This window comes from Rhizobium sp. CAU 1783 (genome assembly GCF_054551725.1).
The window spans coordinates 912,439-934,762 of sequence record NZ_JBTOLM010000002.1; the positions used below are offsets into that span (position 1 = coordinate 912,439).

The 22,324-nt window shown below is 63.8% G+C and carries 21 protein-coding genes; 8 read left to right on the forward strand and 13 right to left on the reverse strand.

The annotated features are described in order from the left end of the window. Positions 1 to 3: 3 nt before the first annotated feature. The 3 genes from ACX93L_RS11140 to ACX93L_RS11150 form a co-directional block, all read right to left on the reverse strand. Complete coding sequence (locus tag ACX93L_RS11140; RefSeq protein ID WP_459404893.1) at positions 4 to 1,926, reverse strand: PhoX family protein; 1,923 nt, start codon at positions 1,924 to 1,926, stop codon at positions 4 to 6. A 99-nt stretch (positions 1,927 to 2,025) separates the two neighbouring features. After that, the gene (locus ACX93L_RS11145) at positions 2,026 to 3,102 is read right to left on the reverse strand and encodes a ligand-gated ion channel (RefSeq protein ID WP_459404894.1); all 1,077 of its coding nucleotides are present in this window, start codon (positions 3,100 to 3,102) and stop codon (positions 2,026 to 2,028) included. Further along, on the reverse strand, positions 3,099 to 4,229 hold the full coding sequence (locus ACX93L_RS11150; protein ID WP_459404895.1) for a cache domain-containing protein: 1,131 nt from the start codon (positions 4,227 to 4,229) through the stop codon (positions 3,099 to 3,101). The genes ACX93L_RS11145 and ACX93L_RS11150 overlap by 4 nt, the downstream gene beginning before the upstream one ends. A gap of 285 nt (positions 4,230 to 4,514) precedes the next feature. Here ACX93L_RS11150 and ACX93L_RS11155 point away from each other — a divergent pair, with 285 nt between their 5' ends. From ACX93L_RS11155 to ACX93L_RS11165, 3 genes are all read left to right on the forward strand, one after another. Further along, on the forward strand, positions 4,515 to 6,293 hold the full coding sequence (locus tag ACX93L_RS11155; protein WP_459404896.1) for an acyl-CoA dehydrogenase: 1,779 nt from the start codon (positions 4,515 to 4,517) through the stop codon (positions 6,291 to 6,293). Between the two features lie 153 nt (positions 6,294 to 6,446). After that, complete coding sequence (locus tag ACX93L_RS11160) at positions 6,447 to 7,211, forward strand: crotonase/enoyl-CoA hydratase family protein (protein WP_459404897.1); 765 nt, start codon at positions 6,447 to 6,449, stop codon at positions 7,209 to 7,211. Between the two features lie 76 nt (positions 7,212 to 7,287). After that, positions 7,288 to 7,584, forward strand: coding sequence for a hypothetical protein (locus ACX93L_RS11165; RefSeq protein WP_169590114.1), 297 nt, complete (start codon positions 7,288 to 7,290; stop codon positions 7,582 to 7,584). Between the two features lie 9 nt (positions 7,585 to 7,593). Here ACX93L_RS11165 and ACX93L_RS11170 read toward each other — a convergent pair whose 3' ends face one another. The 3 genes from ACX93L_RS11170 to ACX93L_RS11180 all read right to left on the reverse strand — a co-directional run bounded on the left by ACX93L_RS11170 (position 7,594) and on the right by ACX93L_RS11180 (position 11,359). Continuing rightward, complete coding sequence (locus ACX93L_RS11170) at positions 7,594 to 9,174, reverse strand: peroxidase family protein (RefSeq protein WP_459404898.1); 1,581 nt, start codon at positions 9,172 to 9,174, stop codon at positions 7,594 to 7,596. Between the two features lie 170 nt (positions 9,175 to 9,344). Continuing rightward, on the reverse strand, positions 9,345 to 10,598 hold the full coding sequence (locus ACX93L_RS11175; RefSeq protein ID WP_459404899.1) for a class I SAM-dependent RNA methyltransferase: 1,254 nt from the start codon (positions 10,596 to 10,598) through the stop codon (positions 9,345 to 9,347). Continuing rightward, positions 10,595 to 11,359 (reverse strand): TlyA family RNA methyltransferase, encoded by a 765-nt coding sequence (locus ACX93L_RS11180; protein WP_459404900.1) that lies wholly within the window; start codon positions 11,357 to 11,359, stop codon positions 10,595 to 10,597. Before ACX93L_RS11180 ends, ACX93L_RS11175 begins: the two co-directional genes overlap by 4 nt. A gap of 271 nt (positions 11,360 to 11,630) precedes the next feature. Here ACX93L_RS11180 and ACX93L_RS11185 point away from each other — a divergent pair, with 271 nt between their 5' ends. The 3 genes from ACX93L_RS11185 to ACX93L_RS11195 all read left to right on the forward strand — a co-directional run bounded on the left by ACX93L_RS11185 (position 11,631) and on the right by ACX93L_RS11195 (position 16,921). Then, complete coding sequence (locus ACX93L_RS11185; protein ID WP_459404901.1) at positions 11,631 to 13,550, forward strand: methyl-accepting chemotaxis protein; 1,920 nt, start codon at positions 11,631 to 11,633, stop codon at positions 13,548 to 13,550. A gap of 228 nt (positions 13,551 to 13,778) precedes the next feature. After that, entirely contained in the window at positions 13,779 to 14,777 is a 999-nt protein-coding gene (locus tag ACX93L_RS11190) for a DUF4424 domain-containing protein (protein ID WP_459404902.1), read from the forward strand. 197 nt (positions 14,778 to 14,974) lie between these two features. Further along, positions 14,975 to 16,921, forward strand: coding sequence for a methyl-accepting chemotaxis protein (locus ACX93L_RS11195; protein WP_459404903.1), 1,947 nt, complete (start codon positions 14,975 to 14,977; stop codon positions 16,919 to 16,921). Positions 16,922 to 17,098: 177 nt separating this feature from the next. On the opposite strand, the gene ACX93L_RS11200 is transcribed toward ACX93L_RS11195, so the two are convergent. The 3 genes from ACX93L_RS11200 to ACX93L_RS11210 all read right to left on the reverse strand — a co-directional run bounded on the left by ACX93L_RS11200 (position 17,099) and on the right by ACX93L_RS11210 (position 18,123). Next, positions 17,099 to 17,431 (reverse strand): hypothetical protein, encoded by a 333-nt coding sequence (locus ACX93L_RS11200; RefSeq protein WP_459404904.1) that lies wholly within the window; start codon positions 17,429 to 17,431, stop codon positions 17,099 to 17,101. Positions 17,432 to 17,524: 93 nt separating this feature from the next. Next, a complete protein-coding gene (locus ACX93L_RS11205; protein ID WP_459404905.1) occupies positions 17,525 to 17,809 on the reverse strand; it encodes an antibiotic biosynthesis monooxygenase family protein in 285 nt (94 codons plus the stop codon). A gap of 11 nt (positions 17,810 to 17,820) precedes the next feature. Then, positions 17,821 to 18,123, reverse strand: coding sequence for a monooxygenase (locus tag ACX93L_RS11210; protein WP_459404906.1), 303 nt, complete (start codon positions 18,121 to 18,123; stop codon positions 17,821 to 17,823). A 118-nt stretch (positions 18,124 to 18,241) separates the two neighbouring features. On the opposite strand from ACX93L_RS11210, the gene ACX93L_RS11215 reads away from it, so the two are divergent. Then, positions 18,242 to 19,159 carry a LysR family transcriptional regulator gene (locus ACX93L_RS11215; protein ID WP_459404907.1) on the forward strand — a complete coding sequence of 306 codons (918 nt, stop codon included), beginning with the start codon at positions 18,242 to 18,244 and terminating at the stop codon, positions 19,157 to 19,159. Positions 19,160 to 19,223: 64 nt separating this feature from the next. Here ACX93L_RS11215 and ACX93L_RS11220 read toward each other — a convergent pair whose 3' ends face one another. Continuing rightward, positions 19,224 to 19,826: a superoxide dismutase gene (locus tag ACX93L_RS11220; RefSeq protein ID WP_169590089.1), complete on the reverse strand. Its 603-nt coding sequence runs from the start codon at positions 19,824 to 19,826 to the stop codon at positions 19,224 to 19,226. A gap of 198 nt (positions 19,827 to 20,024) precedes the next feature. Between ACX93L_RS11220 and ACX93L_RS11225 the strand changes: the two genes are divergently transcribed. Beyond that, positions 20,025 to 20,342, forward strand: coding sequence for a hypothetical protein (locus tag ACX93L_RS11225; RefSeq protein WP_459404908.1), 318 nt, complete (start codon positions 20,025 to 20,027; stop codon positions 20,340 to 20,342). 7 nt (positions 20,343 to 20,349) lie between these two features. On the opposite strand, the gene ACX93L_RS11230 is transcribed toward ACX93L_RS11225, so the two are convergent. The 3 genes from ACX93L_RS11230 to ACX93L_RS11240 form a co-directional block, all read right to left on the reverse strand. After that, positions 20,350 to 20,688, reverse strand: a complete 339-nt coding sequence (locus ACX93L_RS11230; protein ID WP_459404909.1) for a YkgJ family cysteine cluster protein — start codon at positions 20,686 to 20,688, stop codon at positions 20,350 to 20,352. 55 nt (positions 20,689 to 20,743) lie between these two features. After that, positions 20,744 to 21,913, reverse strand: coding sequence for an MFS transporter (locus tag ACX93L_RS11235; protein ID WP_459404910.1), 1,170 nt, complete (start codon positions 21,911 to 21,913; stop codon positions 20,744 to 20,746). Positions 21,914 to 22,065: 152 nt separating this feature from the next. After that, a complete protein-coding gene (locus tag ACX93L_RS11240) occupies positions 22,066 to 22,311 on the reverse strand; it encodes a hypothetical protein (protein WP_459404911.1) in 246 nt (81 codons plus the stop codon). Positions 22,312 to 22,324: the final 13 nt, after the last annotated feature.

The following is a 22,324-nucleotide window of genomic DNA, read 5'->3' on the forward strand; positions in this document are numbered from 1 at the left end:
GCCTTAGCCGACCAGCGCGTTGTCCTGGCGCTTGATTGCGACGATCGTCGAGCGCGGCAGCTTGCCTTCGCCGTCCGGGAACGGCGCGTCGGGATGCTGGACGCCGACGAAATGCGTGCGCCTGTCAGCCGACCAGGTCTGGCCGGTGATTTCCGAACCCTTCGGACCTGTCATGAAGCGCTCGACACGACCCGTCGCCGGGTCGCCGGCCAGCATCTGGTTGTTGCCCTGGCCGAGGAACTCGCCTTCGTTGCTGTCCTCGCCGTCGGTCTGGATCCACAAGAGCCCGGTCGTATCGAACATCATGCCGTCCGGCGAGTTGAACATGTTGCCGGAGTTGATGTTCGACGAACCCGCATAGGCGTCCTTGTGGACGTCCGGATTGCCGGCCATTAGGAACAGGTCCCACTTGAACTTGCCGTCGGCGTGGTCGTCGTTTTCCGGGTACCAGCGGACGATCTGGCCGTATTCGTTCTTCTCGCGCGGATTGGCGGCGTTGAGCGCCATGACGTCGCCGCCGGCGTTCGACTTCATCTTGCCGTCCTTGGTCACGGCGCGGTTCGAGTTGTTGGTCAGCGCGCAATAGGCTTCGATGGCGACCGGGTTGATCGCCACCCATTCCGGGCGGTCCATGGTGGTGGCGCCGACCTTGGAGGCGGCCATGCGGGTGAAGACGCAGATCTCGTCCATCTTCATGCCGGTCGACTCTGGCGTCAGGGCAACCCATTCACCGGTGCCGTCCTCGGCGAACTTGGCAACGAAGAGCGTGCCTTCGTCGAGCAGTGTCGAGGTGTCGCCACCGGGGACGTAGATGCCGTTCGAGACGAACTTGTAGAGGAATTCTCCCCGTTCGTCGTCGCCCATGTAGACCACCACGCGACCGTCGCGTGCGATGGCGACTGCGGCGTTCTCATGCTTGATGCGGCCGAGTGCGGTGCGCTTGACCGGAGTCGAGGAGGCGTCCGACGGATCGATCTCGACGACATAGCCGGCGCGGCGCGGTTCGTTCGGGTTCTTGGCCACGTCGAAACGCTCGTCGAACTTCTCATAGGCATAGCGCGTCTCGGCGACGATGCCGTAGCGCTTGTAGTCGTCTGGCAGCGCGAAGGCGGCGTCGGTGGTGCCGAAATAGCCGTTGAAGTTTTCTTCGCAGGTGAGATAGGTGCCCCACGGCGTCTTGCCGGCGCCGCAGTTGTTGAAGGTCCCGAGACAGTCGGTGCCGTTCGGGTCGGCGGCGGTCTTGATCAGGTCGGATCCAGCGGCCGGACCGGAAATCTTCATCGGCGTGTTGTGGTGGATGCGGCGGTTGAACGGGCTGTCGACGACGATCTCCCAGCCGTTTTCGCCCTCGGCCACTTCCATGACGGTCACGCCCTGCATGTTCTGCAGGATCTTCACGTCGTCGGCGCTTGCCGGCACGCCCTTTTCGGTGTGCGGCAGGTTGATCTCGGGGTTCACATATTCGTGGTTGACCGCGATGACCTGGTGGTCGCCGAAGACGAACAGCTCCATGCCGTCGGTGTTTTCACCGAAGACCTTGTCGGAGTTCTCGACTGCAACGCCCTTGGCCGGGTCGATGTCGGGAACGTTTGAAAACAGCGGCTGGCCCCACTTGGCGAGCGGCTTCCAGACATAGCCTTCCGGTACGTGCACGGTGTTGTCGGTGGCGATCGGGATCGGCTTGAAGGCAAACCGCGAGGCGGCGGCTTCCCGTGCCTCGGCCGAGGTCGAGGACAACAGGTTGGCGGCGGTGCCGAGCGTGCCCATGGCGGCGGCAGCCGAGCCCATGGCCAGGATTCCGCCAAGGAAACCGCGACGGGAAAGGGCGGTCTCGACCACGCGGTCGAAGTCGGTTTCGGCCGGCGGCGGGTTCTGAAGTTCGTCCCACTCGTCCCAGGACAGGTGGCTGGTGTCGATGTCGCTCATGGATTGCTCCCGAAGTTGACAGGTTGGAATGTCCAACCTGCGGTTAGCGGGGCAGCATTACAGTCCGATGACAGGTAGCGTTTTTGAACACGGCAACCGTCAGAGCAGTGAGCGACAGATCGAGCACACGCACACCAGCACGAAGATCGTCGGCACGCTGTAGCGGATATTGTCGCGCATGATGTCCTCGATATGCGCGAACCGTCTCCGGCCGGGGAAGTCCGCATAGACGAGGATGAGGTTCAGGAGCAGCACGAAGACGAGGTAGAAATAGCCGAGCGACACCATGAAGGCCACGGGCGAGTTCATCGAGATCGAGCCGGGAAAGCTCGATTCATAGGTGAAGCTGAGGGCCGCAAGGGCCAGCAGCGCCGAATAGGTCATCGGTGCCTTGTCGCCGAGCAGTTTCTCCGGTGCCCAAAGGATGAACAGCGAGACGGACAGGATCGCAACGAAGGGAACGAAGATTGGCAGCAGGTAATACTGCCAATCGCGCTCCACGACCGTCGAGGCCTTGATCCGCACGAAGGGTTTGGCGTTCCAGCCGTGGAACCGCTCCATGACGAACTGCAGCGAATGCGGCTGCCAGTTGTTGACCGACAGATCCTCGGCCACCGCCGAGAGCTCGCGGTCGATGTCGTTCATCACGAAGATCACTTCATCGGCCGAATGGCGCGGCGTCACCACCGACAGCGTCAGCGTCTGCTTGTCGAACGGGAAGGTGTCCATACCGATATCGACACGGAAGTCGGCGTCGAGCCGGCGGATACGCGTGACGGTGCCGTCGGCACGCATCGAAAGCGCCACCGAGGACGTGCGCGGTTCGCTGATCTGGTTCTCGATCTCGGTGCCGGGCGTCCAGATCTCGGCAAGTCTCGCCTCGGCATCGGCGCCGACATGGTCGAAGCGGCCGAAGCCGGTGACCTTCGGATCGAAAGCCAGGCTCGGATCGCGCCAGCGCTCGGTGATCTCGATCATCATCGAAGCTTCGCCGGCGGTTTCGCTCAGGCGGGAAAGCCCGAGAACGCGCATCGAGAAATGCACCTGCATCGGCAGGTGAATGCCCTTCGGCAGCGGTTTCGGCGCGGCTTGCGCACCGGCGGAGCCGGCATTGACCGCGAGGAGTAGCAACGAGAGAAAGGCGAAAATTGACCGCCGTATCGAGAGACCGGTCACGCGGCATCCCCATCGGCGCGCTCGGCCCGTTCCGCCTGCGACACCAGCTCCCGGATCGCCCGGCGCAGCCGCTTGTAGTCGGCAAGCCCGTCATTGTGCGGTGTTTCCTCGCAGGTCGAACCGGTCGCCTGCACCTCGGCATAGGTGGCGAGTTCGGCGAGGGGACGGATCACCATGGCGCGCACGCAGACCATCACCACGGAGAAGGCGAGGATCATGCCGACCAGCGTGACGATCGTGGCGGTCGATACGGCCCTGAGGAAGCCGCTGTCGAGGCTGGAGAAATCGCGCACGATCAGGATCGTGCCGATCATCCGGCCGCTATAGTCGAGAAGCGGCTGGGCGAAGGTGCCGTAGCGCCGGTCGTCGAGCTTCGCCATGCCCTGCACGGGCTCGCGCGACAGGCCGATCTCGCGGCGGTCGTAGAGCGATTGGAAGAGGGCCGTGTCCGTCGCGGCCTCGATCGCCAGCGCCGACATGTCCGCGTCGGCGGCCGCGCCGTTCTTCGGGGTGATCCCGGTCATCGCCGGGCTGAGAAACAGGGCATAGTCGGCACCGGAGGCGGACTTCGCCAGTTCGAGCAGGGACTTGAGGTCGACGCCGACCTCGATCGTCCCGACCAGCGTGTCGCCGTCGAGGATCGGTGCCACGGCCCTGAGACTAAGGCCCGCCAATCCCACTTCGAGGCCCTTCTGCAGGATACGGCTGCGGTTGGTGGCGAGGATCATCGGACGAATGGACGAAAGGTCCTGGCCGAAATTCTTCGGGTCCTGTACGCGCAGGAAGCTCTTGATGTCGACCGTGTGGAAATGCAGCATGTTGACGCCGGCTTCGCTCGCCAGAGCGTCATAGGTGGGACGCAGCAGCGTCGCCAGGGCGTCGCGGTCGCCGGCCTTCATCAGGGCGATGACCTGCGGATCATGGGCGATGCGGTCGGCATGGGTCGCCGACAGGCTCGCGGCCTGGGCCATCGAGGAGGTGAGCAGCAGGGCGGTCGCCTGCATTTCCCCCATCTTGCTGGTGGCGAGCTGCTTCTGGCCGCCGCTGACGACGACGAAGCCGCCGGCGGCAAGGATCAGGCCGAAGAAAATCGCGATGACGAGGGAAAGCGATCGGTCGAGAGTCATGGGGTTCCGTTCTGGGGTTCCGTTCTGCATCAGCTCCGCTGAGAGCTCTAGCTAGGCCAATCGCAAGGTCGGTGCATCGTCCAACTTTGGGCCAATCCGCCCCGTCGGGGACTGTTCGCTGTGCTGCGGATCGGCTAGCGTCGGATTTGCCGTCGCACGGCGGCGCCATGCGAAACGATTTGACGTTTACGTAAAAATCAATTAGCCAAAACGACACGTTTTCGCGCCTCGCCCGGAGGACCGGCGCCGCGCGAAAATGCCAGACGTCACGAGGAGGACAAGCCCATGTACAAGGCGCCGGTAGAGGAAATCGCGTTCACCCTCAAGCATGTGGCCGGCATGGCCGATGCGCTGGAAAGCGGGCGGCTCGGCGACCTCAGCGACGATCTGGTCGACGCCATTCTGCACGAGGCCGGCCGTTTTGCCTCCGACGAGGTGGCCCCGCTCGCCGAGATCGGCGACCGGCAGGGCGCCCGCATGGTCGACGGCAAGGTGCTGGTGCCGGACGGCTGGGCGGAGCTTTACCGCCACTGGGCCGAAGGCGGCTGGAACGCGCTGGTCGCGCCCGAGGCCTTCGGTGGGCAGGGGCTGCCGCACATGCTGAACGTCGCGGCGCTCGAAATGTGGAATTCCGGCTCGATGGCCTTTGCGCTTGGCCCGACGCTCACCATGGGTGCCGCCGAGGCGCTTGCCGCCCATGGCAGCGCCGAGCTCAAGGAGACGTTCCTCCACAAGATGGTGTCCGGCGAATGGACCGCCACTATGAACCTGACCGAGCCACATGCCGGCTCCGACCTCGGCGTCATGAAGTCGCGCGCCGAGCGCCGTGACGACGGCACCTACCGCATCTTCGGCCAGAAGATCTTCATCACCTGGGGCGAGCACGACATCACCGACAACATCGTGCATCTGGTGCTGGCCCGTCTGCCCGATGCGCCGGCCGGCACGCGTGGCATCTCGCTCTTCCTCGTGCCGAAGTTCCTGCTGAACGACGACGGCTCGATCGGCGCGCGCAACGACCTGCACTGCCATTCGCTCGAGCACAAGCTCGGCATTCACGGCTCCCCGACCTGCACCATGATCTATGGCGACGGCAAGTTCGGTTCCGAACCCGGCGCCATTGGTTACCTGATCGGTGAGGAGAACAAGGGCCTCGCCTGCATGTTCACCATGATGAACAACGCCCGCCTTGCCGTCGGCATGCAGGGGGTCGCGATTGCCGAGGCCGCGACCCAGAAGGCGGTCGCCTATGCGAAGGAGCGCACCCAGGGCAAGGCGCCGGGCTGGACCGGTTCGGGCATGAGCCCGATCATCGAGCATCCGGACGTCGCTCGCACGCTGGTCACCATGAAGGCGCTGACGCAAGGCGCCCGCGCCATCTGCTATTCCTGCGCCCACGCCATCGACATGTCGCACCACACGGAAGGGGCTGAGGCAAAGAACTGGGCCGAACGCGGCGCGCTGCTGACCCCGATCGCCAAGTCCTTTGCCACCGACGCCGGCGTCGATGTCGCATCGATGGGCATCCAGGTGCATGGCGGCATGGGCTTCATCGAGGAGACGGGCGCCGCCCGTTACCTGCGCGATGCCCGTATCGCCCCGATCTATGAAGGCACCAACGGCATCCAGGCCGCCGACCTCGTCACCCGCAAGCTGCCGCTGTCGGACGGCACGCAGGTGCGCGGCTTCATCGCCGAGCTGAAGGAGATCGCCAAGGCGGTGCGCGGTTCGAACCTCGATGGTTTCGGCACCACGGCCGACCGTCTCGACGCGAGCCTCGCCGATCTCGGCGACACCACCGAATGGCTGCTCGCGCGTCTCGCCGAGGGCAATGCCGCCGCCGCACTCGCCGGTGCGACCGCCTACCAGCGCCTGTTCGGTCTGGCACTCACCGGCGCCTATCTCGCCAAGGGCGCGCTCGCAGACGACGATCACGGCCGTGACCACCGCATCGCGCTCTGCCGTTTCGCCGCCGAGAACATGATCGCCGAAACCGCAGCCCTCAAGGACCGCGTCGTCAACGGCGAAGCGAGCCTGACGGCAGCACGGGCGCTGCTTGGGTAAGGACATTGGCCGCAGGCCTCTTCTCCCCGTTGGGGAGAAGGTGGCCTGAAGGGCCGGATGAGGGAGAGGCGAAGCCTCGCAAGAGAGCCCTCATCGCCTCGCATTCGCTCGGCACTTCTTCCCGCAGGGGAGAAGAGACAAGGAGAAACACCAATGACCGACCACATCCTGATCGAACGTCCCGAAGCCTATCCCGGCGTGCTGGTGATCCGCTTCAATCGTCCGGAAAAGAAGAACGCCATCACCCAGGCGATGTATGCCGCGATGAGCACCGGTCTTCTGGAGGCCGAGGACGATCCCGCGATGCGGACCGTCGCCTTCCTCGGCACCGAAGGCTGCTTCTCCGCCGGTAATGACATGGCCGACTTCCTCGCCTTCGCCATGGCCGGTGCGGTCGGCGAGCCGGCTGCCTTCGGTTTCCTCAAGGCGCTGTGGAGCGTGTCCAAGCCCGTCGTCTCAGGCGTCGATGGTCTGGCGATCGGCATCGGCACGACGATCCAGATGCATTGCGACATGACGATCGCCTCCGATCGCAGCCTGTTCAAAACGCCCTTCGTAGACCTGGCTCTGGTTCCCGAAGCCGGCTCCAGCCTCCTTGCCCCGAAGATGATGGGCCACCAGCGCGCCTTTGCCATGCTCGCCGCCAGCGAGGGGTTCTCCGCCGAGCAGGCCCGCGAGGCCGGTCTGGTCTGGAAGGTCGTGGCGCCCGCCGAGGTCGAGGCCGAGACGCTGAAGCTCGCCGCATCGCTCGCCGCCAAGCCGCCGGAGGCCATGCGCATCGCCCGTGACCTGATCCGCGGCGACCGCGGCGAGCTGCTGGCCCGCATGGACGAGGAGCTCAAATACTTCGTCGAGCGGCTGAAGAGCACCGAAGCCCGCACTGCTTTCGAAGCCTTCATGATGAAGGGCCGCGGCTGACATAGTCTCGCCCCTTCGTGCTTCTTTAATCCTTCTCCGGTTCATATCGGGCGATTTCGCCAACAAGGAGGATCAGATGCGCAAACGGATGAATGGCCTTGCTTTGTTGTTCGTCGGGCTCATGTCCGTGGCGGGCGAGCCGCTGCTTGCGGGAATGGAAGCTTTCGCCCAGAGCGACGACACCACCGTCGAAAGCCAGGCGACGCGCAAATATGTCCCTGGCGTCAGGCCGCAGCGTTTCTTCTGCCTGATCCAGCCGCCGGAGAGCGCCGAAGTGAAGGGGCTCTATTCCTGCCCGTCCAAGCCCGGTCGCGTGGGTGGCCGCTGCCGCTGCTCCGGCATGGTCGGCAACGGCACCCTTTACGCGCGCTGAACCCCTTTCTCAGCCGATCGGGTTGATGTCTCCGACGAAGCGGATGAGGTCGGCCATGGTGAAGTGGCCCGGCGTCGCGCTTGGCAGGTGGGGCTTCCAGTTCGCCTGCTGCCAGAGAAACGAGTCGTGATCGCCGTGGACGAGGCCGAGGAAGGTCTCGGCCACGATCGTCGATCCCATCGGGCCAAGCCTGAGCCCCTTGTGATGGTGCTCGGCCTCCTTCAGCACGTAGTACCAGAGCGGCGTCTTCTTGTGGAAGCCGTGCTTGGCGGCGACCGTGCCGTCCGGCCCCGTGGCGATCTCCGCCGGCTTCATCGGCACAATTCCCATGGCCCGACAGACGTCCTGGCCTGACGGCAAGCCGATCTGCACACCGCGCTTGAGGTTGCGGAAGGGCAGGACGAAATCGCGCGCCGCGGTCTTGTCTGTTTCCGGCCTGAGCCCCGGCAGCGTGTGCAGCTCGGGAACGATGAACGGATCGAGCCGCCGGGCGTGGTTGAGGGTGAAGTTGGGCTCCGGCGGTGTCTCGAGATCGAAGAACCGTCGCCAGTCGATGATCCAGTTGGATGGCAGGTCGGGCAAGGGGCCGGGGCCGCCACCGGTGTTGACCGCTCCCTTGTCGACCAGCTCGCCGACGATCTGGCCGGACTTGCCGGTGAAATTGAACAGAAGTTTCAGCGTGCCGTCGACGATGGCGGCCGGACCGGGATTGAACACCCGGTTGTGGCTGTAGCTCTGGCGCACCATCGAATGGCCGAGCCGGTAGGCGGCGGCGGCAAATTCCGCCGGCATGAACGGGCGACTGCGGAAGCGGTAGAAGCGTCGGCCCTCGTGCTTGATGCGCCGCACCAGCCCCGGCTCCGTCAGGCGCTCGACGAAATCGAAGAGCACGATCCACTGGTAGTGCCAGGTGACGATGCGCCGGGCCTCGTGAAAGAGAGCCATGCCCTTCAGGCCTGGCTGGGTCGCTTCGAGCCCTGCGACCACCTTGTTGTGGAACTTCAGCATCAGCAGGTGGAACTGCGCGATTAGCAGGTTCTCGTCATTTCGCTCGTCGAAGATAAGCGCATGGCCGACCTGGTTGCGCGGCAGGTCGTTGGGAAAGGCGGCGATCGGATTTCCGGCCTTGTCTTGCGACGCCGATGCCTTGCCGATCAGGAATTTCTCGATCACACGGTGGGTCGCCGGATCGCGGTCGTAGAGATAGGGGTGGATGCCCGGTCCGTCGCCATAGAGCGAATCGAGATCCAGCGCCGGCGTGCGGAAATTGCTGGTCGCCAGCGGATCGGCCTCCTGTTGCTCAAGCGGGGTCGTGTCGAGCGTGATGTCATGGTCGACGAACTGGCCGAGATAGGTAAACCCGGCTGGAACATTGGGATTGTCGCCGGTGGGATCGGTCTTTCCGTCCGGTCCCACCGCGTCCTTCATCGCCGTGGCGAGTTCGAAGAGGTCGTCTTCATCGGCCTCCAGCGCTGTCAGCGTTGGAAAGATTCGGCCGAACTTTCCAGGATCGGCATTGCCGGCAAGGGCCTGCAACGCGGCACGGTTCATCCCACGGACGCCGTGTCCGTGCATCGCAACTTCCGACATGGGAACCCTCCATTCAACCATTGCGGTTGGCAAATATGCATTGGAGCTAATACGATGACACGGGATCGAACTGCGTGCAACGTTAACTAATATTAATCTTGGGTTGTATTTTAACTAACTCTTAGGAGGTGGCGCCCGAAGTCACATGCGAGGCCCATGGCGTGGGATTCTCAGCCCTTGACAAGCGTCGCGACCACCTCGACATGCGGCGTCCACAGGAACTGGTCGATCGGCGTCACCGAGGTGACGCGATAGCCTCCCGCCGTCAGGATCGAGAGATCGCGGGCGAGCGACAGCGGATTACAGCTGACCGCAACGACCTTCTTCACGGTCGAACGCGCCAGCTCCTTGCATTGTGCCTCCGCGCCGGCGCGCGGCGGATCGAAGACCACCGCGTCGAAGACCTTGAGCTCCGAGACCATCAACGGCCGGCGGAAGAGGTCGCGCTTCTCGACGGATACCGGCTTCAGGCCCTGCGTGTTGCGGGCCGCGTGATCGAGTGCCCGAACGGCCTTGTCTTCGCTTTCGACCGCATGGACCTGCCCGACGCGCGCCAGACGCAGCGCGAAGGTACCGATGCCGGCAAAGAGGTCGGCGATCCGTTTGACCTTGCCGACATGCTCGAGCGTGAGCCTTGCCATCGCTTCTTCTGCGGTGATCGTCGCCTGGGTGAAGGTACCGGCCGGCGGCACGACCGGAACGCCGCCGAAATCGAGCTGCGGCTTCTGCGGCTCGATGACGATTTCGCCGTTGAACGAGACCCGCGCGATGCCACGCAGGGAAAGCACCACCTCGGTCACACTGCGGCGCTCCCGGTCTTCGAGCTTCTTCGGTCCGTCGACGGCGATGTCGAGCCCGGTCGGCGTTTCGATCACCGTCATGCGGAAGGGATCGGCATTGGACGCGATCGCATTGCCGATCTTCTTCAGCGCATCGAGCCGCGACAGGATGCCGGGCGAGGCGATCGGACATTCCTCGATCGCTACGATGTGGTGGCTTTCCGCCTGGTTGAAGCCGATCAGCAGTTCTTTCTCGGTGCGGCGTGCGGCAAAGACCACCCGTCGCCGTTCGCCGGGCTGGGCCTCGATCAGGTCACCGACCGGAACGTCGATGCCCTTGGACTTGAGGGCGGCGATGACCAGCGAGCGCTTGAAGGCATTGTATGCGGGCTTTGCCATGTGCTGCAGCGAACAGCCGCCGCAACTCCCGCCCTTGCCGTCCGGGCCGAAATGGCGACAGGCCGGCGCGATGCGGTCCGGCGAGGTCTCGCCATAGGAGATGATGGTGCCGTGGTTCTTCACCCGGGCGATGCCGAGTGTCTCTCCCGGCAGCGAGAAGGGCACGTAGACCGGTCCGTTCGAGGCGTGGAAGATCCCGTCGCCCTGGGCGCCGAGGCTGTCGATCGTGACGGTTTCCGTGCTCATGCCTCATCCTCGGGTTTCTCGCCGGCGAGCAGAAATTCCTCGTTGCCGTCGCCGCCGGCAATCGGTGAGGGGATGAGGCCGAGGCTTTGCCAGCCCATGTCTTCGGTCAGCCAGCGTTCGAGTTCGGCCGCCACAGCCGGTGCGGTTTCCGGCTCCTTGAGCAATCCCGCCTTGCTGATCGCCTCGCGTCCGGCCTCGAACTGCGGCTTGACCAGCAGCAGGCAGTGGCACCCGGGTTCGGCGATCTCGAGGGCAGGGGCGAGCGCCAGCTTCAGCGATATGAAGGAGACGTCGGAGACGATGAAGTCGATCGGCCGGCTGTCGATGTCTTCCGGCTCGAGATAGCGGGCGTTCAGCCCCTCGATATTGGTGACGCGCGGATCGGCGGCGAGACGGGGATGGAACTGGCCGTGACCGACGTCGATGGAAGTTACATGGGCGGCACCGCGCTTCAAAAGCACCTCGGTGAAGCCGCCGGTCGAGGCGCCTACATCCAGACAGTCGCAACCCGAGGGATCAAGACCGAAATGGTCGAGGCCGGCCACGAGCTTGAGCGCCGCGCGCGACACATAGTCCTGGGCCGGATCGTCGATCGCGAATTCATGGTCTGCGGAAAAGACCAGGCTCGGCTTGGTGACGACCTTGCCGTCCACCTTGACGGTGCCGCGCTGGATCGCGTCGCGCGCCCGGGAGCGGCTGGCGAAAAGGTCGAGGGCGACCAGAAGCTGGTCGAGGCGCTGGGGTTCGGGATGCTGAGACATGTTGTTGTCAATGGCTGGCCGCCGCCGCATTGGCAAGCGCTTTTGTCGGACACCAGCGCCAGTTGACCCGGATCGGCGGGAAATTTGCCGCGGATTTGTATTGAATATGATAATTTAGAAAATCATTAATAGACGACGGCTAATATAGGCCATGACCAACGAGTCAAGCGGCCGCGATGGATGGGGCCGAAACCGGCCCACACGCATGTCATGACGGCGGAGCGTGGATTGACGTTTTCCGCCGTATCTCGGCCCTTGAGGACCCTTGCGTATGAAACGCCCCAGCATCAAGACTGCCCTCGTCGCGATCTTCGCGACCATCGCTGTTCTGACCAGCGCCTATTCCTGGATGACCCTTCGCTCGATGGCCCTCATAGATGAGGCGGCAAGTCAGGTCGGCCAGAACTGGCTGCCGAGCGTAAAGACGGTCAAGGAACTCGAATCCGAAATCTTCACGCTGCGCATCAGCTATCTCAACCACGTAACCGCTACGACGCCCGAAGCCATTGTCGCTGCGGACAAGGCGATCTCCGAACAGCAGGGCAAGGTCGATGAGGCCGCCAAGCGCTACGAACCGCTGATCTCTTCCCCCCGCGAAGCCGAGCTTCTGAAGAGCATTGTCGACGGCGTTCACGCTTATGAAAAGCGAGGCGAGGCGATGCTTGAACTGTCCCGCGCCAACAAGAACCAGGAAGCAACCGGCATTCTCGACGAAATGCGGGGGCAGATGAAGCTGGTGATTGGCATGGTCAACGAACTGGTTCAGATCAATGTCGACGGTTCCGTCAAGTCGGTGGCGACCGCCGAACAGGCCTATCATACTGCGACCTTCCAGACCTATGTTGCCATAGCCGTGCTGCTGCTGATCGTGGTCGCCGCCACGGCCTTTGCCTTTATCGGCATCGCCAATCCCATCAAGGCGATTACCGATTCCATGAAGAAGCTCGCCGGCGGTGATACCGACTCCGAAATTCCCTTTGCCGGTCGTGCGGACGAGATCGGTGCGATGGCCGCTGCGGTGCAGATCTTCCGCGAGGCGGCGCTCGACAACATTCGCATGACGCGCGAAGCAGAGGAACAGCGCCGTGCGGGTGAGGAACAGCGCGTCGTCCTGCAGCGCCGTGCCGAGGAAGAGGCCCGTCGCAAGCTGCTTGAGGCGACCAGCGCCCTTGCGGTCGGCATGAAGGCACTCGCCGGCGGGGATCTGACCTATCAGATCAACGAAGCCGTCTCCGAAGACTTCATTGCCCTGCGTGACGACTTCAATTCGGCCGTTTCCCAGCTTGGCAGCACGCTAGCCGCGGTTGCCGGCGCCACCCGCACCATTGACAGCGGAACGCGGGAAATCTCGGCCGGTGCCGAGGATCTGTCCAAGCGCACGGAACAGCAGGCCGCATCCCTCGAGGAAACTGCCGCCGCCCTCGACGAGATCACTGTCAACGTTTCCAACTCCACCCAGCGCGCCGAGGAAGCCCGCGAGATTGCGACCCGCGCCAAATCGAGCGCCATGAAGTCCGGCCAGGTGGTGGCCGAGGCGGTCAGCGCGATGAGCCGTATCGAGGACTCGTCGAACCAGATCTCCAACATCATCTCCGTGATCGACGAGATCGCCTTCCAGACCAACCTGCTGGCGCTGAACGCCGGCGTCGAGGCTGCCCGTGCGGGTGAGGCAGGCAAGGGTTTTGCCGTCGTCGCCCAGGAAGTGCGCGAACTTGCTCAGCGCTCGGCCAATGCCGCCAAGGAGATCAAGGGGCTCATCCAGAACTCGGCCGGCGAAGTGCAGAACGGCGTGAAGCTGGTGCGCGAGACCGGCGTGTCGCTGAAGAGCATCGAGGATCTCATCCTGTCGATCAACGAGCACATGAATGCCATCGCGACCTCGGCCCGCGAACAGTCGAACGGTTTGGGCGAGGTCAACACGGCCGTCAACCAGATGGACCAGGTGACCCAGCAGAACGCCGCCATGGTCGAGGAATCGAACGCGGCAAGCGCTAGCCTGGCGATGGAAAGCGCACGTCTCAGCGACCTGATCTCCGGCTTCCGCCTGAGCGGTGCCATGGCCGCGGCGGCATCCCAGCCGACCCAGTCCGCCCGTCGGGCTTCTCCTCCGCCGGCCACCCGGGCCCGGCCGTCCATGCCGGTCAGCCACGGCAACACCGCACTCAAGGCAGACGAGTGGACGGAATTCTGACAGCGGGACTGACCTCTCCCTGACCCGCTGACAAGCAGGGGCTCTCCGGATTTCGGCTTCCGGAGAGCCCTTTTTTTGATGCCGGACGAGTGGTTCTGTGACCTCCGACACAGGCACTGGCAAACCACCCAGATGAGGTCGCCGCACCTGATTGACTTGTCTTCGGAATGCCGCCTAACTGCGCGGCAAGGCCGTTCTGGCCGGTGATGACTCTCGGAGACGATGACCATGAAGACTGGGATTCTGACGGCCCTTGGCGGGCTGATGCTGGCAGGCGCCGCCATGGCGAACGACACATCGGCGGTGCTGGAGGCCGGCGGCCTGGTCTACACCCGTCAGGAAGAGGTCGAGATGCTGAGCGAGGATCTCTTCATCTCGCAGGATGAGATCCGCGTCGACTACGTCTTCAAGAACCAGGGCAAGAGCGATGTCGAAACGCTGGTTGCTTTCCCGATGCCGGAAATCAGCGGCGCGCCGGACTTCAACGCCGCGCTCGACGATTTCGAACATGACAACTTCATGGGCTTCACCGTCTCGCAGGATGGCCAGTCCATCGAGCCGCAGCTTCAGCAGCGCGTCAAGGTCGGCAATATCGACATGACGGAGGAGGTTCGCAGCAAGGGGGTTTCACTCCTGCCGCTGAGCCAGAAGACCCGCGACGAAATCGCCAAGTTGCCGCCGGAGGTCCAGAAGGATTGGGAAACCCGCGGCTTGATCCTCAACACCGCCTACGATCTGGAAAATCCGGTCGCGCCCGAATACGACGCGGTCTGGACGCTCGACACCGTCTACTGGTGGCGGACCACCTTCCCCGCGGGCAAGGAGGTCAAGGTCCATCACAGCTACAAGCCGAGTGTGGGCGGAACCGTCGCGATTACCTTTGTCAGCGAGGAGCCCGAGAACGAGCAGCTTGATATCTATCGCGACCGCTACTGCGTCGACGACGATTTCTACAAGGTGGCGGCGAAGCTCGAGAAGCAGCAGAACTACGAGACCGGCAACTACTATTACGAAAAGTGGCTCTCCTACATCCTGACCACCGGTGCCAACTGGGCAGGGCCGATCGCCAATTTCAAGCTGACGGTCGACAAGGGGGACACGCGGAATTTCATCAGCTTCTGCGGCGAGAACGTGCGCAAGGTCGGGCCGACCACCTTCGAGATGACGGCCACCGACTTCTTTCCGGACAAGGACCTGCAGATCCTGCTGCTTGCCCCCGCTAAATGATCCGAATTGCGAAATTTAGCACTGTAGAATAACCAAAACATAAGGCGACTTGGTCACACTTGTTACGATTGGCCGCATTGCCGCGACCGAGAGCGTGACATGACTGTCTGACGCTGCGGCAGAACGCAATCATGCGTCAGTTGCAGCGTATCCGCGGCCCCCTTCCTCCCGGGGCGAGGTCGCGAGAGTGAGATCGCATGTCCCTCAAGAACCTTTCCCTGAACAAGAAGCTGATTTTTACCTTCCTCGGCATCATGGCGAGCTGCTTCCTCGCGACGGCGATCGTCTTCGTCGAGGCCTATCGGGCAAAGGTCGCGTCGCAGGAACAGCAGCGTTCCGAAAAGATCCTCAATCTCACCGACCGTGCGCTGGAATCGATGCTGGAACAGGCCGTCAATCAGCGCGGTTTCCTGCTTTTCCGCAGCGAAAGCACCTACAAGGACGTCTTCAACCATCGTGAGAAGATGCTGGCCTTCATCGACGAAGCCAAGAAGGCTGCTGAAGGTGATGCCCAGATCGTCGCCTCGCTTGATGCCATGAAGAAGGCCGCCGACGTCTTCCACACCCAGCTGACCGAGCCGCAGCTTGCCGCCCGCAAGAACACCGAGGCTCCGATCGAGGAAGTGATCGAGATCGGCCGCAACGCCTCCAAGGGCCAGCTCGATTCCTTCCGCGAAGAGGCCGCGAAGATCAAGGATCTGATCGCCACCATGTCGGCCCGCAATCACGAGGCCCAGGCGAGTGCTCACTTCAACCTCGAGCTCGCGCTTCTCGTCGGCGGCTCGATCGCCGGTGCCGTCGCCGTCGTGCTGATCTGGTTGCTTTCGCGCTCGATCGTCACCCCGATCGTCGGCATGACGACCGCTATGTCCCGCCTTGCCGGCGGCGATCATGACGTCGAGGTCCCGGCGCTCGACCGCAGCGACGAAGTCGGCCAGATGGCCAAGGCGGTGGTTGTGTTCAAGGATGCTGCCGTCGAAAAGCTGCGCCTGTCGAACGAGACCGAGGCCATGCGCGCTGCCGCCGAACAGGATCGTCGCCGCGCCGAAGCCGACAAGGCACGCGAGGCCGAAGAGATCGCCTTCGCCGTCGACCAGCTGGCAACCGGCCTTTCCGCACTCTCCGACGGCAATGTCGCCTATCGCATCCAGGTCGCTTTCGCCGAGCGTCTCGACACGCTGCGCCGGAACTTCAACAGCTCGGTCGAGAAGCTTCAGGCTGCACTCGCCCAGGTCGGCGCCAACGCCTCGGCCATCAATGCCGGTGCCGCCGAGATCCGAGCCTCGGCCGACGATCTCGCCCGCCGTACCGAGCAGCAGGCCGCCTCGATCGAAGAAACCGCAGCCGCCCTCGAACAGGTAACCACCACGGTCAAGGACACGGCGCGCCGCGCCGAGGACGTCGGCCAGCTCGTCAATCGGACCCGCACCGGCGCTGAGCGCTCCGGCGAAGTCGTTCGCAATGCCGTCACCGCCATGACAGAGATCGAAAAATCCTCCGGCGAGATCGGCAACATCATCGGTGTCATCGAAGATATCGCCTTCCAGACCAACCTTCTGGCCTTGAATGCCGGCGTCGAAGCCGCCCGTGCCGGTGAAGCCGGCAAGGGTTTTGCCGTCGTCGCCCAGGAAGTCCGCGAACTTGCCCAGCGTTCGGCGAACGCCGCCAAGGAGATCAAGGCCCTGATCTCCACCTCGTCGACCCAGGTCGGCAACGGTGTCGCCCTCGTCGGCGAGACGGGCAGCGAACTGGAAAAGATCGTCGCCGCCGTTCAGGAAATCAGCCAGCACGTCTCGGCGATCGTGACCGCAAGCCGCGAACAGTCGACCGGCCTGCAGGAGATCAACACCGCGGTCAACACGATGGATCAGGGCACGCAGCAGAACGCCGCCATGGTGGAAGAGCAGACCGCCGCAAGCCATTCGCTGGCGACGGAAGCTGCAGCACTCAATGCGCTGCTCGCCCAGTTCGAGCTCGGTACCAACGTTGCAGCCGCAGCACCGCGCGCCCGTCCCTCTGCCGCCCCGGCACCCGCGAGCCCCGTGGCCCGGCCCGCGGCATCTCCGGCCCGCGCACTCGCCAACCGCATCACCAGCGCTTTCAGCGGTAACGCGGCTGTCAAGCAGGAATGGTCGGAGTTCTGATCGACAAGGCCGAAAGCTGATAACCTGAAATCGTAAAGAGCCGGCAGCTGAATGCTGCCGGCTCTTTCATTGCAGGGATGCCGCGTCGCCACGCCCGATGCGAAGAAGCCCCGGCATGGTCGATGCCAAGACCTTGTCCACATCTCCCGATCAGGAGCAGGGACCTCGGCCGGTCAATCAGCGCCAGTTCCAGTGGCTGTTGCGCGCGGGCTGGGACGAATTGGCCAGGAAATAGCCGACCAGGCCACCGACCACGCCGGCGGTAAGGAGAGCGGTAGAAGCCGCCGCCGGATGGTCGCGGACGACCGTCCCCATGCTCACAGCCTCGTCCTTCGCATAGCTCGCCGCATCCTGCACCTTGCGGCCCGCACCATTGATGGCCGTCGCAGCCCGGCCGCGTACGTCCTCCGCGACGGAATAGCCTTCCTCGGCCAGGATGTCCTTGAATTGCAGGACCTGGGCCTGGAGGCTGCGCAGTTCGTTCAGGATGTCGTTGTTCGTGCTGGCCATCGGAAATCCTTTCCTGTTGAAACGGTTCGCGTGGAAAACGTCCGCCCCGCGTGAAGGTTCCATTGCGCGCCCACCGACCGCCTGGTCGACGGCTCAGACGGGCAGTGCTGCCACCCGCTCGACGGCGGTGAAGGTCGGCGGTCCCAGTGCGCCGCCGGAAGCCATAATGCCCGGCACTTCCGGATCGTTGCGGAAAGCGGCAAAGGCCTCTTCGCTCGGCCAGTCGATGAGAACGAAGACGCGGCCGGGCTCTCGTGTCGCGACGACGCTAGCACCGAGGCTGCCGTGCCTGCCGCGCATCATGGCCCCATTGGTGGCAAAAATGCCGATGAATTTGGCGAGGCTTTCGATGCGGACTTCTGCGAGTGTCGTATACATTGCGCGCCGTCTCAGAGCGGCGCGCGCGTGATGGCCGAAAGCGGGCCATTGACCGAGAAGCTGCGTGCCACGATGCCGGTGACGCCGAAGCTTTCGAGGCGTGCCTGATGCTTGGCCTGGTAGCGCGCTGCAGAACTGGCCTCTGCGAAGAGATAGATGCCTCCGGCTCGCCGTTCGGGTTCGTTCTCGGTCCAGACCTTCCAGATCAGGCCGTCTTCGGCCGCTATGTCGCGGGCCAGATCTTGGAAAGCGGTGGTCATTTCCTCGCCGAAGGGGCCGTCGAAGGGAAAGTCGAACTGAAGCAATGTGGTCATTCTGGTGATCCATCGAAAGGAGTGTGGGAATGACGCGGGTTGTATCGGCGCCCCGACTGCGGCAGAAGCGTGCGTCGGGTGAATGCACCCGTCACCGGGAGTAAATGCTGGGGGTGGCATGGATACGCTGGAAAGCATGCAGGTCTTCGTGCGCGTCGTCGAGTTGGGTAGCCTTGCGGCCGCGGCCAGAAGCCTCAATCTGTCGCCCGCGATGGTAAGCAAACACGTCGTCCACCTGGAGAAGCGGACCGCTGCGCGCCTGCTGAACCGCACGACGCGCCAGGTCCGGCCCACCGAGGCCGGCGCCTCCTACTTCGAACAATGCTGCGCCATCCTGCGCCGCGTCGAGGTCGCCGAGGCCGAAGCTGCCGCCGATACCAGTGCGCCGCGCGGCACCCTGCGGATTACGGCGCCGATCGAGTTCGGCAACCTGCATCTACCGGCGATGATCGCCACCTTTCTCGACCGGCATCCGGGGATCGACATCGTGCTCGATCTGGCCAACCGCAGGGCCGACATCGTGCAGGAAGGCTATGATCTTGCCATCCGCATCGCCCGCGACCTCGACACCAGCCTCGTCGGGCGGCGCATTGCGCTGTCGCGCTTCCATATCGTCGCGAGTCCGGCCTATCTGGAACGCGAAGGGCATCCGGTCGAGCCTGCGGAACTGGCCAGGCGCCAATGTCTCGCCTTCGCCGTGCCCCAGCCCTGGACCACCTGGTCCTTCACCCATGACGGCCGCTCGCAACAGGTGAGGGTGTCGCCCCGTGTGTTGTCGACCAGCGCCGAGGCCCTTCTTGAGGCCGCGCGGACCGGCGTGGGCATCGGTCTGCTGCCGAGCTTCGTCTGCGGCACGGCCCTTCGCAACGGCGAACTCGTCTCGCTCTTTCCCGATTGCGATTGCGGTTCGCTCGGCATCTACATCCTTTTTCCGCACCGCAATCTGCTGCCGCTGCGGGTCCGTCTCTTCATCGACTTCCTCGTCGAGCAGCTGGGCGGCAATGCGGAGCACGATCCGTGGCACGTGAGTGTCTGAAAAGGAAAACGCCCGGCGAGCGATGCTCTGCCGGGCGTTTCGGGATGCCTGAAGCGGACGAAGATTACTTCGTGGCGGCTTCGTACATTTCCAGCACGTAGTCCCAGTTGATCAGGCTGTCGACGAAGGCTTCGAGATACTTCGGACGGGCGTTGCGGTAGTCGATGTAGTAGGAGTGTTCCCAGACGTCGACGCCGAGGATCGGGGAGGCGCCGTGGACGAGCGGGTTCTCGCCGTTCGGGGTCTTGGAGATGGCGAGCTTGCCGTCCTTGACGGAGAGCCATGCCCAGCCAGAGCCGAACTGGGTCGTGCCGGCAGCGACGAAGTCTGCCTTGAACTTGTCATAGCCGCCGAGGTCGCTGTCGATTGCAGCCTGAAGCTTGCCGGGCAGCTTGTTGCCGCCGCCGTCCTTCTTCATCCACTTCCAGAAATGGATGTGGTTGTAGTGCTGGGCCGCATTGTTGAAGAGGCCCTGGTTGGTGCCGAAGGACTTCTTGACCACCTCTTCGACCGACAGGTCGCCGAGACCCGCTTCGGCGGCCAGCTTGTTGCCGTTGTCGACATAGGCCTTGTGGTGCTTGTCGTGGTGGTACTCGAGGGTCTCGGCCGACATGAAGGGCGCGAGCGAGTCGTAGGCATAGGGGAGTTCGGGCAACACGAAAGCCATAGTGGTATCTCCTTTTGGCAACCAGGTGCGTGAATTGTCGTTGACCGGGAACATAGGAGGGGAACCCCGGAGAGGCAACCTGCCAAAGGTCAAAATTGTCTATCAGCAAGGAAGATTTATCTCTGCTGCCGGGGTAGAAAGACATGTATTTTCCGCAACCTCGCCAAACGCGCGGGGTTTGCCCGAAAGGATCTTGAAATGTCGCGCTTCACCTCCGCATCCGTTCTCCTGCTGCTCGCCGCCGTGCCCGCTTTCGCCTCGTCGGATGACGCATGGGAAGCGTTCGCCAGGGAGGTTGAGGCAAAATGCCTGGAGGCCGCCGCCCCGGTTGTTGACAAGGCCCGCGCCGCGGTCGATCCCTTCGGCAGCGAGCGCTTCGGCCTCGCCATCCTGTCCGGCAAGGCGAAGGGCGCGGAGGAAACGGTCGCTTACGTCTGCGTGATGGACAAGCAGTCCGGGAAGGTCGAACTTGGCAGCGAACTGACCGCCGACGTGGTGGGGGTCACGGTACCCTGAAGGAAGATCAGAGAAAGCGGTCGGGATCCGGCAGCGCGTCAATGGCAAAGCCGAGTTCTGCGCGGGCCATCTTGCATTCCTCGTCACCTGGCATGCAGGTGCGGCAGACCAATGGTCGGGCAGCATAGACCGCGCATCCCACATGCTTGCCAACGTCACCGGTGAGCGCGGCGCACCGGCCGCCCTCGAATTTCATTCCGGAGAGATCTGTAGCGATGAGAGCGTCGGGGATCTGGGCGATCTCCTCGTCGCTCTCCAGCGAGAAGCGCGGCCATTCTGCGGAATAGGCACAACAGGCCCCGCAGGTCTGGCAGTCGAAGATGTCGGGTGGCGAAGTTTCGAGCATGCACCGGTCAAAGCAGATCGGTGTGGCAAAATCCAGTCCGAAGGTCAGGACAGTCTCAGGCAGGTGTCCCGCGCCGACCGAGTCCGAAGGCGAACACACCGGCAAAGATCAGCATGATCGCACCGACGGATAGCGGCCCGGCACTCAGCGACAGGTCCATGACAAGGCCCGTGGCGCCAGAGCCGGCCGCACTGCCGATCGCGTAGGCAAGACCGTAGGCGGCAGCGCCCGAGACCAGCAGTCCGCCGCGAAACTGGTCGCCGAGAAGCGTCAGCGCGCAGGTGTAGAGCGAAAAACTCGCCGCCCCGAGCAGCGATACGGTCGCAAGCAGCGCATATTCCGAGGAGAGGAACGGCAGGAGCAGGAAGCTTGCGCCGCAGGCGAGCGCCGAACCGACGGCGATCAGCGGGCGCGACGCGTGGTCGAGCAGCCAGCCCACCAGCGGCTGGGCGAGCGCCGTCGGAAGCGCCACCATCGTCACCACCAGCGCGGCGAAGTTTTCCGAATAGCCGCGCTCGACGAAGTAGAGCGGGATGGTCGAAATCGCCGCGATGTCTGAAAAGCCGAACGCGACGACCATCAGAGCGAGAACTGGTGCCGCGCGCACGAACTGCAGCAGCCCCCCGGCACCGGAGGCTTCCGGACGCGTGCGGGCGAAACGTCCCAGCATGACCGAGGCGAAGGCGACGAAGGCGACATAGACGGCGATCAGCGCGAAAGCGAAGCCGTCATCGGTGCCGACGAAGGGAATGGCGAGCGGGCCCGCGGCGAAGCCGGCGCACATGCTGGCTCCATAGATCCCGGAGACACGTCCGCGCAGACGGTCGGGGCAGGCAGTGTTCAGCCACGCTTCGCTGACGGTGAAGATGATGCTCGTCGAGCAGCCGAGCAGGTAACGGGCGAGGAACCAGACGGCAAGATTGTCGAACAGCGCGAAGGCAGTGAGCGACATCGACGCCCCGACAAGCCCTGCGACGATCAGCCGGTCGCCGCGCAGCAGCGCGGTCAGCCGCGAGATCAGAAGCGTAGACGTGGCAAGGCCGGCGGCAAAGACCGAGGCATTCAGACCCGCCATGCTCGACGACACGCCGCGGCTTTCGAGCACCAGCGAGATCAGCGGATAAGTCAGCCCCTGGCCCACGGAAAAGGCGGTGACGCCGAGAATGACCACGGCGATTGCCGCCCAGTCCGGCGCAAAATCCTCGGCGATGGCATGGCTCTGCATCGGGGCCTCCCTCAAGGCGCAAATGCCCTTGGGTTCGGGCTTTTGGTCCGGTCTATCCGGGGGAGGGGCGGAAGTCCAGCAGCGCGGTTTCGAAGGCAGAGGTCCCTCTTCTCCCCACGGGGGAGACGAGGTTGACTACGGACCGGGCGCGATTAGTCGTCGCTCTTCCGCGTGCACACATAGTCCTTCTTGATGCAGGCCGTCGAAGGGGTCGAGCACGTCACCGTCTCGCCGTCGCGGCGGCAGATGCTGCACTGGTCGGTGAATTCACGGCACCCCGTTTCCTTCTTCAGGAAGTCCTGCATGCTCTGCCGGTCCCCCGACGCTCCTGCCGGTGGGGCGAGACAGAAGAACGCGGCGGTGAGTACCAGGGCAAGCGATGCAGCGGGCCGGGACATTATTGCTCCATTG

What these genes read in the sequence shown, in the direction of transcription:
- ACX93L_RS11225 (WP_459404908.1), top strand. Translation starts at nt 20,025, where the DNA reads ATGTCGCGCTTCACCTCCGCATCCGTTCTCCTGCTGCTCGCCGCCGTG.
- ACX93L_RS11175 (WP_459404899.1), bottom strand. Translation starts at nt 10,598, where the DNA reads ATGAGCACGGAAACCGTCACGATCGACAGCCTCGGCGCCCAGGGCGAC.
- ACX93L_RS11185 (WP_459404901.1), top strand. Translation starts at nt 11,631, where the DNA reads ATGAAACGCCCCAGCATCAAGACTGCCCTCGTCGCGATCTTCGCGACC.
- ACX93L_RS11160 (WP_459404897.1), top strand. Translation starts at nt 6,447, where the DNA reads ATGACCGACCACATCCTGATCGAACGTCCCGAAGCCTATCCCGGCGTG.
- ACX93L_RS11170 (WP_459404898.1), bottom strand. Translation starts at nt 9,174, where the DNA reads ATGTCGGAAGTTGCGATGCACGGACACGGCGTCCGTGGGATGAACCGT.
- ACX93L_RS11220 (WP_169590089.1), bottom strand. Translation starts at nt 19,826, where the DNA reads ATGGCTTTCGTGTTGCCCGAACTCCCCTATGCCTACGACTCGCTCGCG.
- ACX93L_RS11205 (WP_459404905.1), bottom strand. Translation starts at nt 17,809, where the DNA reads ATGTATACGACACTCGCAGAAGTCCGCATCGAAAGCCTCGCCAAATTC.
- ACX93L_RS11200 (WP_459404904.1), bottom strand. Translation starts at nt 17,431, where the DNA reads ATGGCCAGCACGAACAACGACATCCTGAACGAACTGCGCAGCCTCCAG.
- ACX93L_RS11240 (WP_459404911.1), bottom strand. Translation starts at nt 22,311, where the DNA reads ATGTCCCGGCCCGCTGCATCGCTTGCCCTGGTACTCACCGCCGCGTTC.
- ACX93L_RS11150 (WP_459404895.1), bottom strand. Translation starts at nt 4,229, where the DNA reads ATGACTCTCGACCGATCGCTTTCCCTCGTCATCGCGATTTTCTTCGGC.
- ACX93L_RS11210 (WP_459404906.1), bottom strand. Translation starts at nt 18,123, where the DNA reads ATGACCACATTGCTTCAGTTCGACTTTCCCTTCGACGGCCCCTTCGGC.
- ACX93L_RS11165 (WP_169590114.1), top strand. Translation starts at nt 7,288, where the DNA reads ATGCGCAAACGGATGAATGGCCTTGCTTTGTTGTTCGTCGGGCTCATG.
- ACX93L_RS11215 (WP_459404907.1), top strand. Translation starts at nt 18,242, where the DNA reads ATGGATACGCTGGAAAGCATGCAGGTCTTCGTGCGCGTCGTCGAGTTG.
- ACX93L_RS11180 (WP_459404900.1), bottom strand. Translation starts at nt 11,359, where the DNA reads ATGTCTCAGCATCCCGAACCCCAGCGCCTCGACCAGCTTCTGGTCGCC.
- ACX93L_RS11140 (WP_459404893.1), bottom strand. Translation starts at nt 1,926, where the DNA reads ATGAGCGACATCGACACCAGCCACCTGTCCTGGGACGAGTGGGACGAA.
- ACX93L_RS11235 (WP_459404910.1), bottom strand. Translation starts at nt 21,913, where the DNA reads ATGCAGAGCCATGCCATCGCCGAGGATTTTGCGCCGGACTGGGCGGCA.
- ACX93L_RS11230 (WP_459404909.1), bottom strand. Translation starts at nt 20,688, where the DNA reads ATGCTCGAAACTTCGCCACCCGACATCTTCGACTGCCAGACCTGCGGG.
- ACX93L_RS11155 (WP_459404896.1), top strand. Translation starts at nt 4,515, where the DNA reads ATGTACAAGGCGCCGGTAGAGGAAATCGCGTTCACCCTCAAGCATGTG.
- ACX93L_RS11190 (WP_459404902.1), top strand. Translation starts at nt 13,779, where the DNA reads ATGAAGACTGGGATTCTGACGGCCCTTGGCGGGCTGATGCTGGCAGGC.
- ACX93L_RS11195 (WP_459404903.1), top strand. Translation starts at nt 14,975, where the DNA reads ATGTCCCTCAAGAACCTTTCCCTGAACAAGAAGCTGATTTTTACCTTC.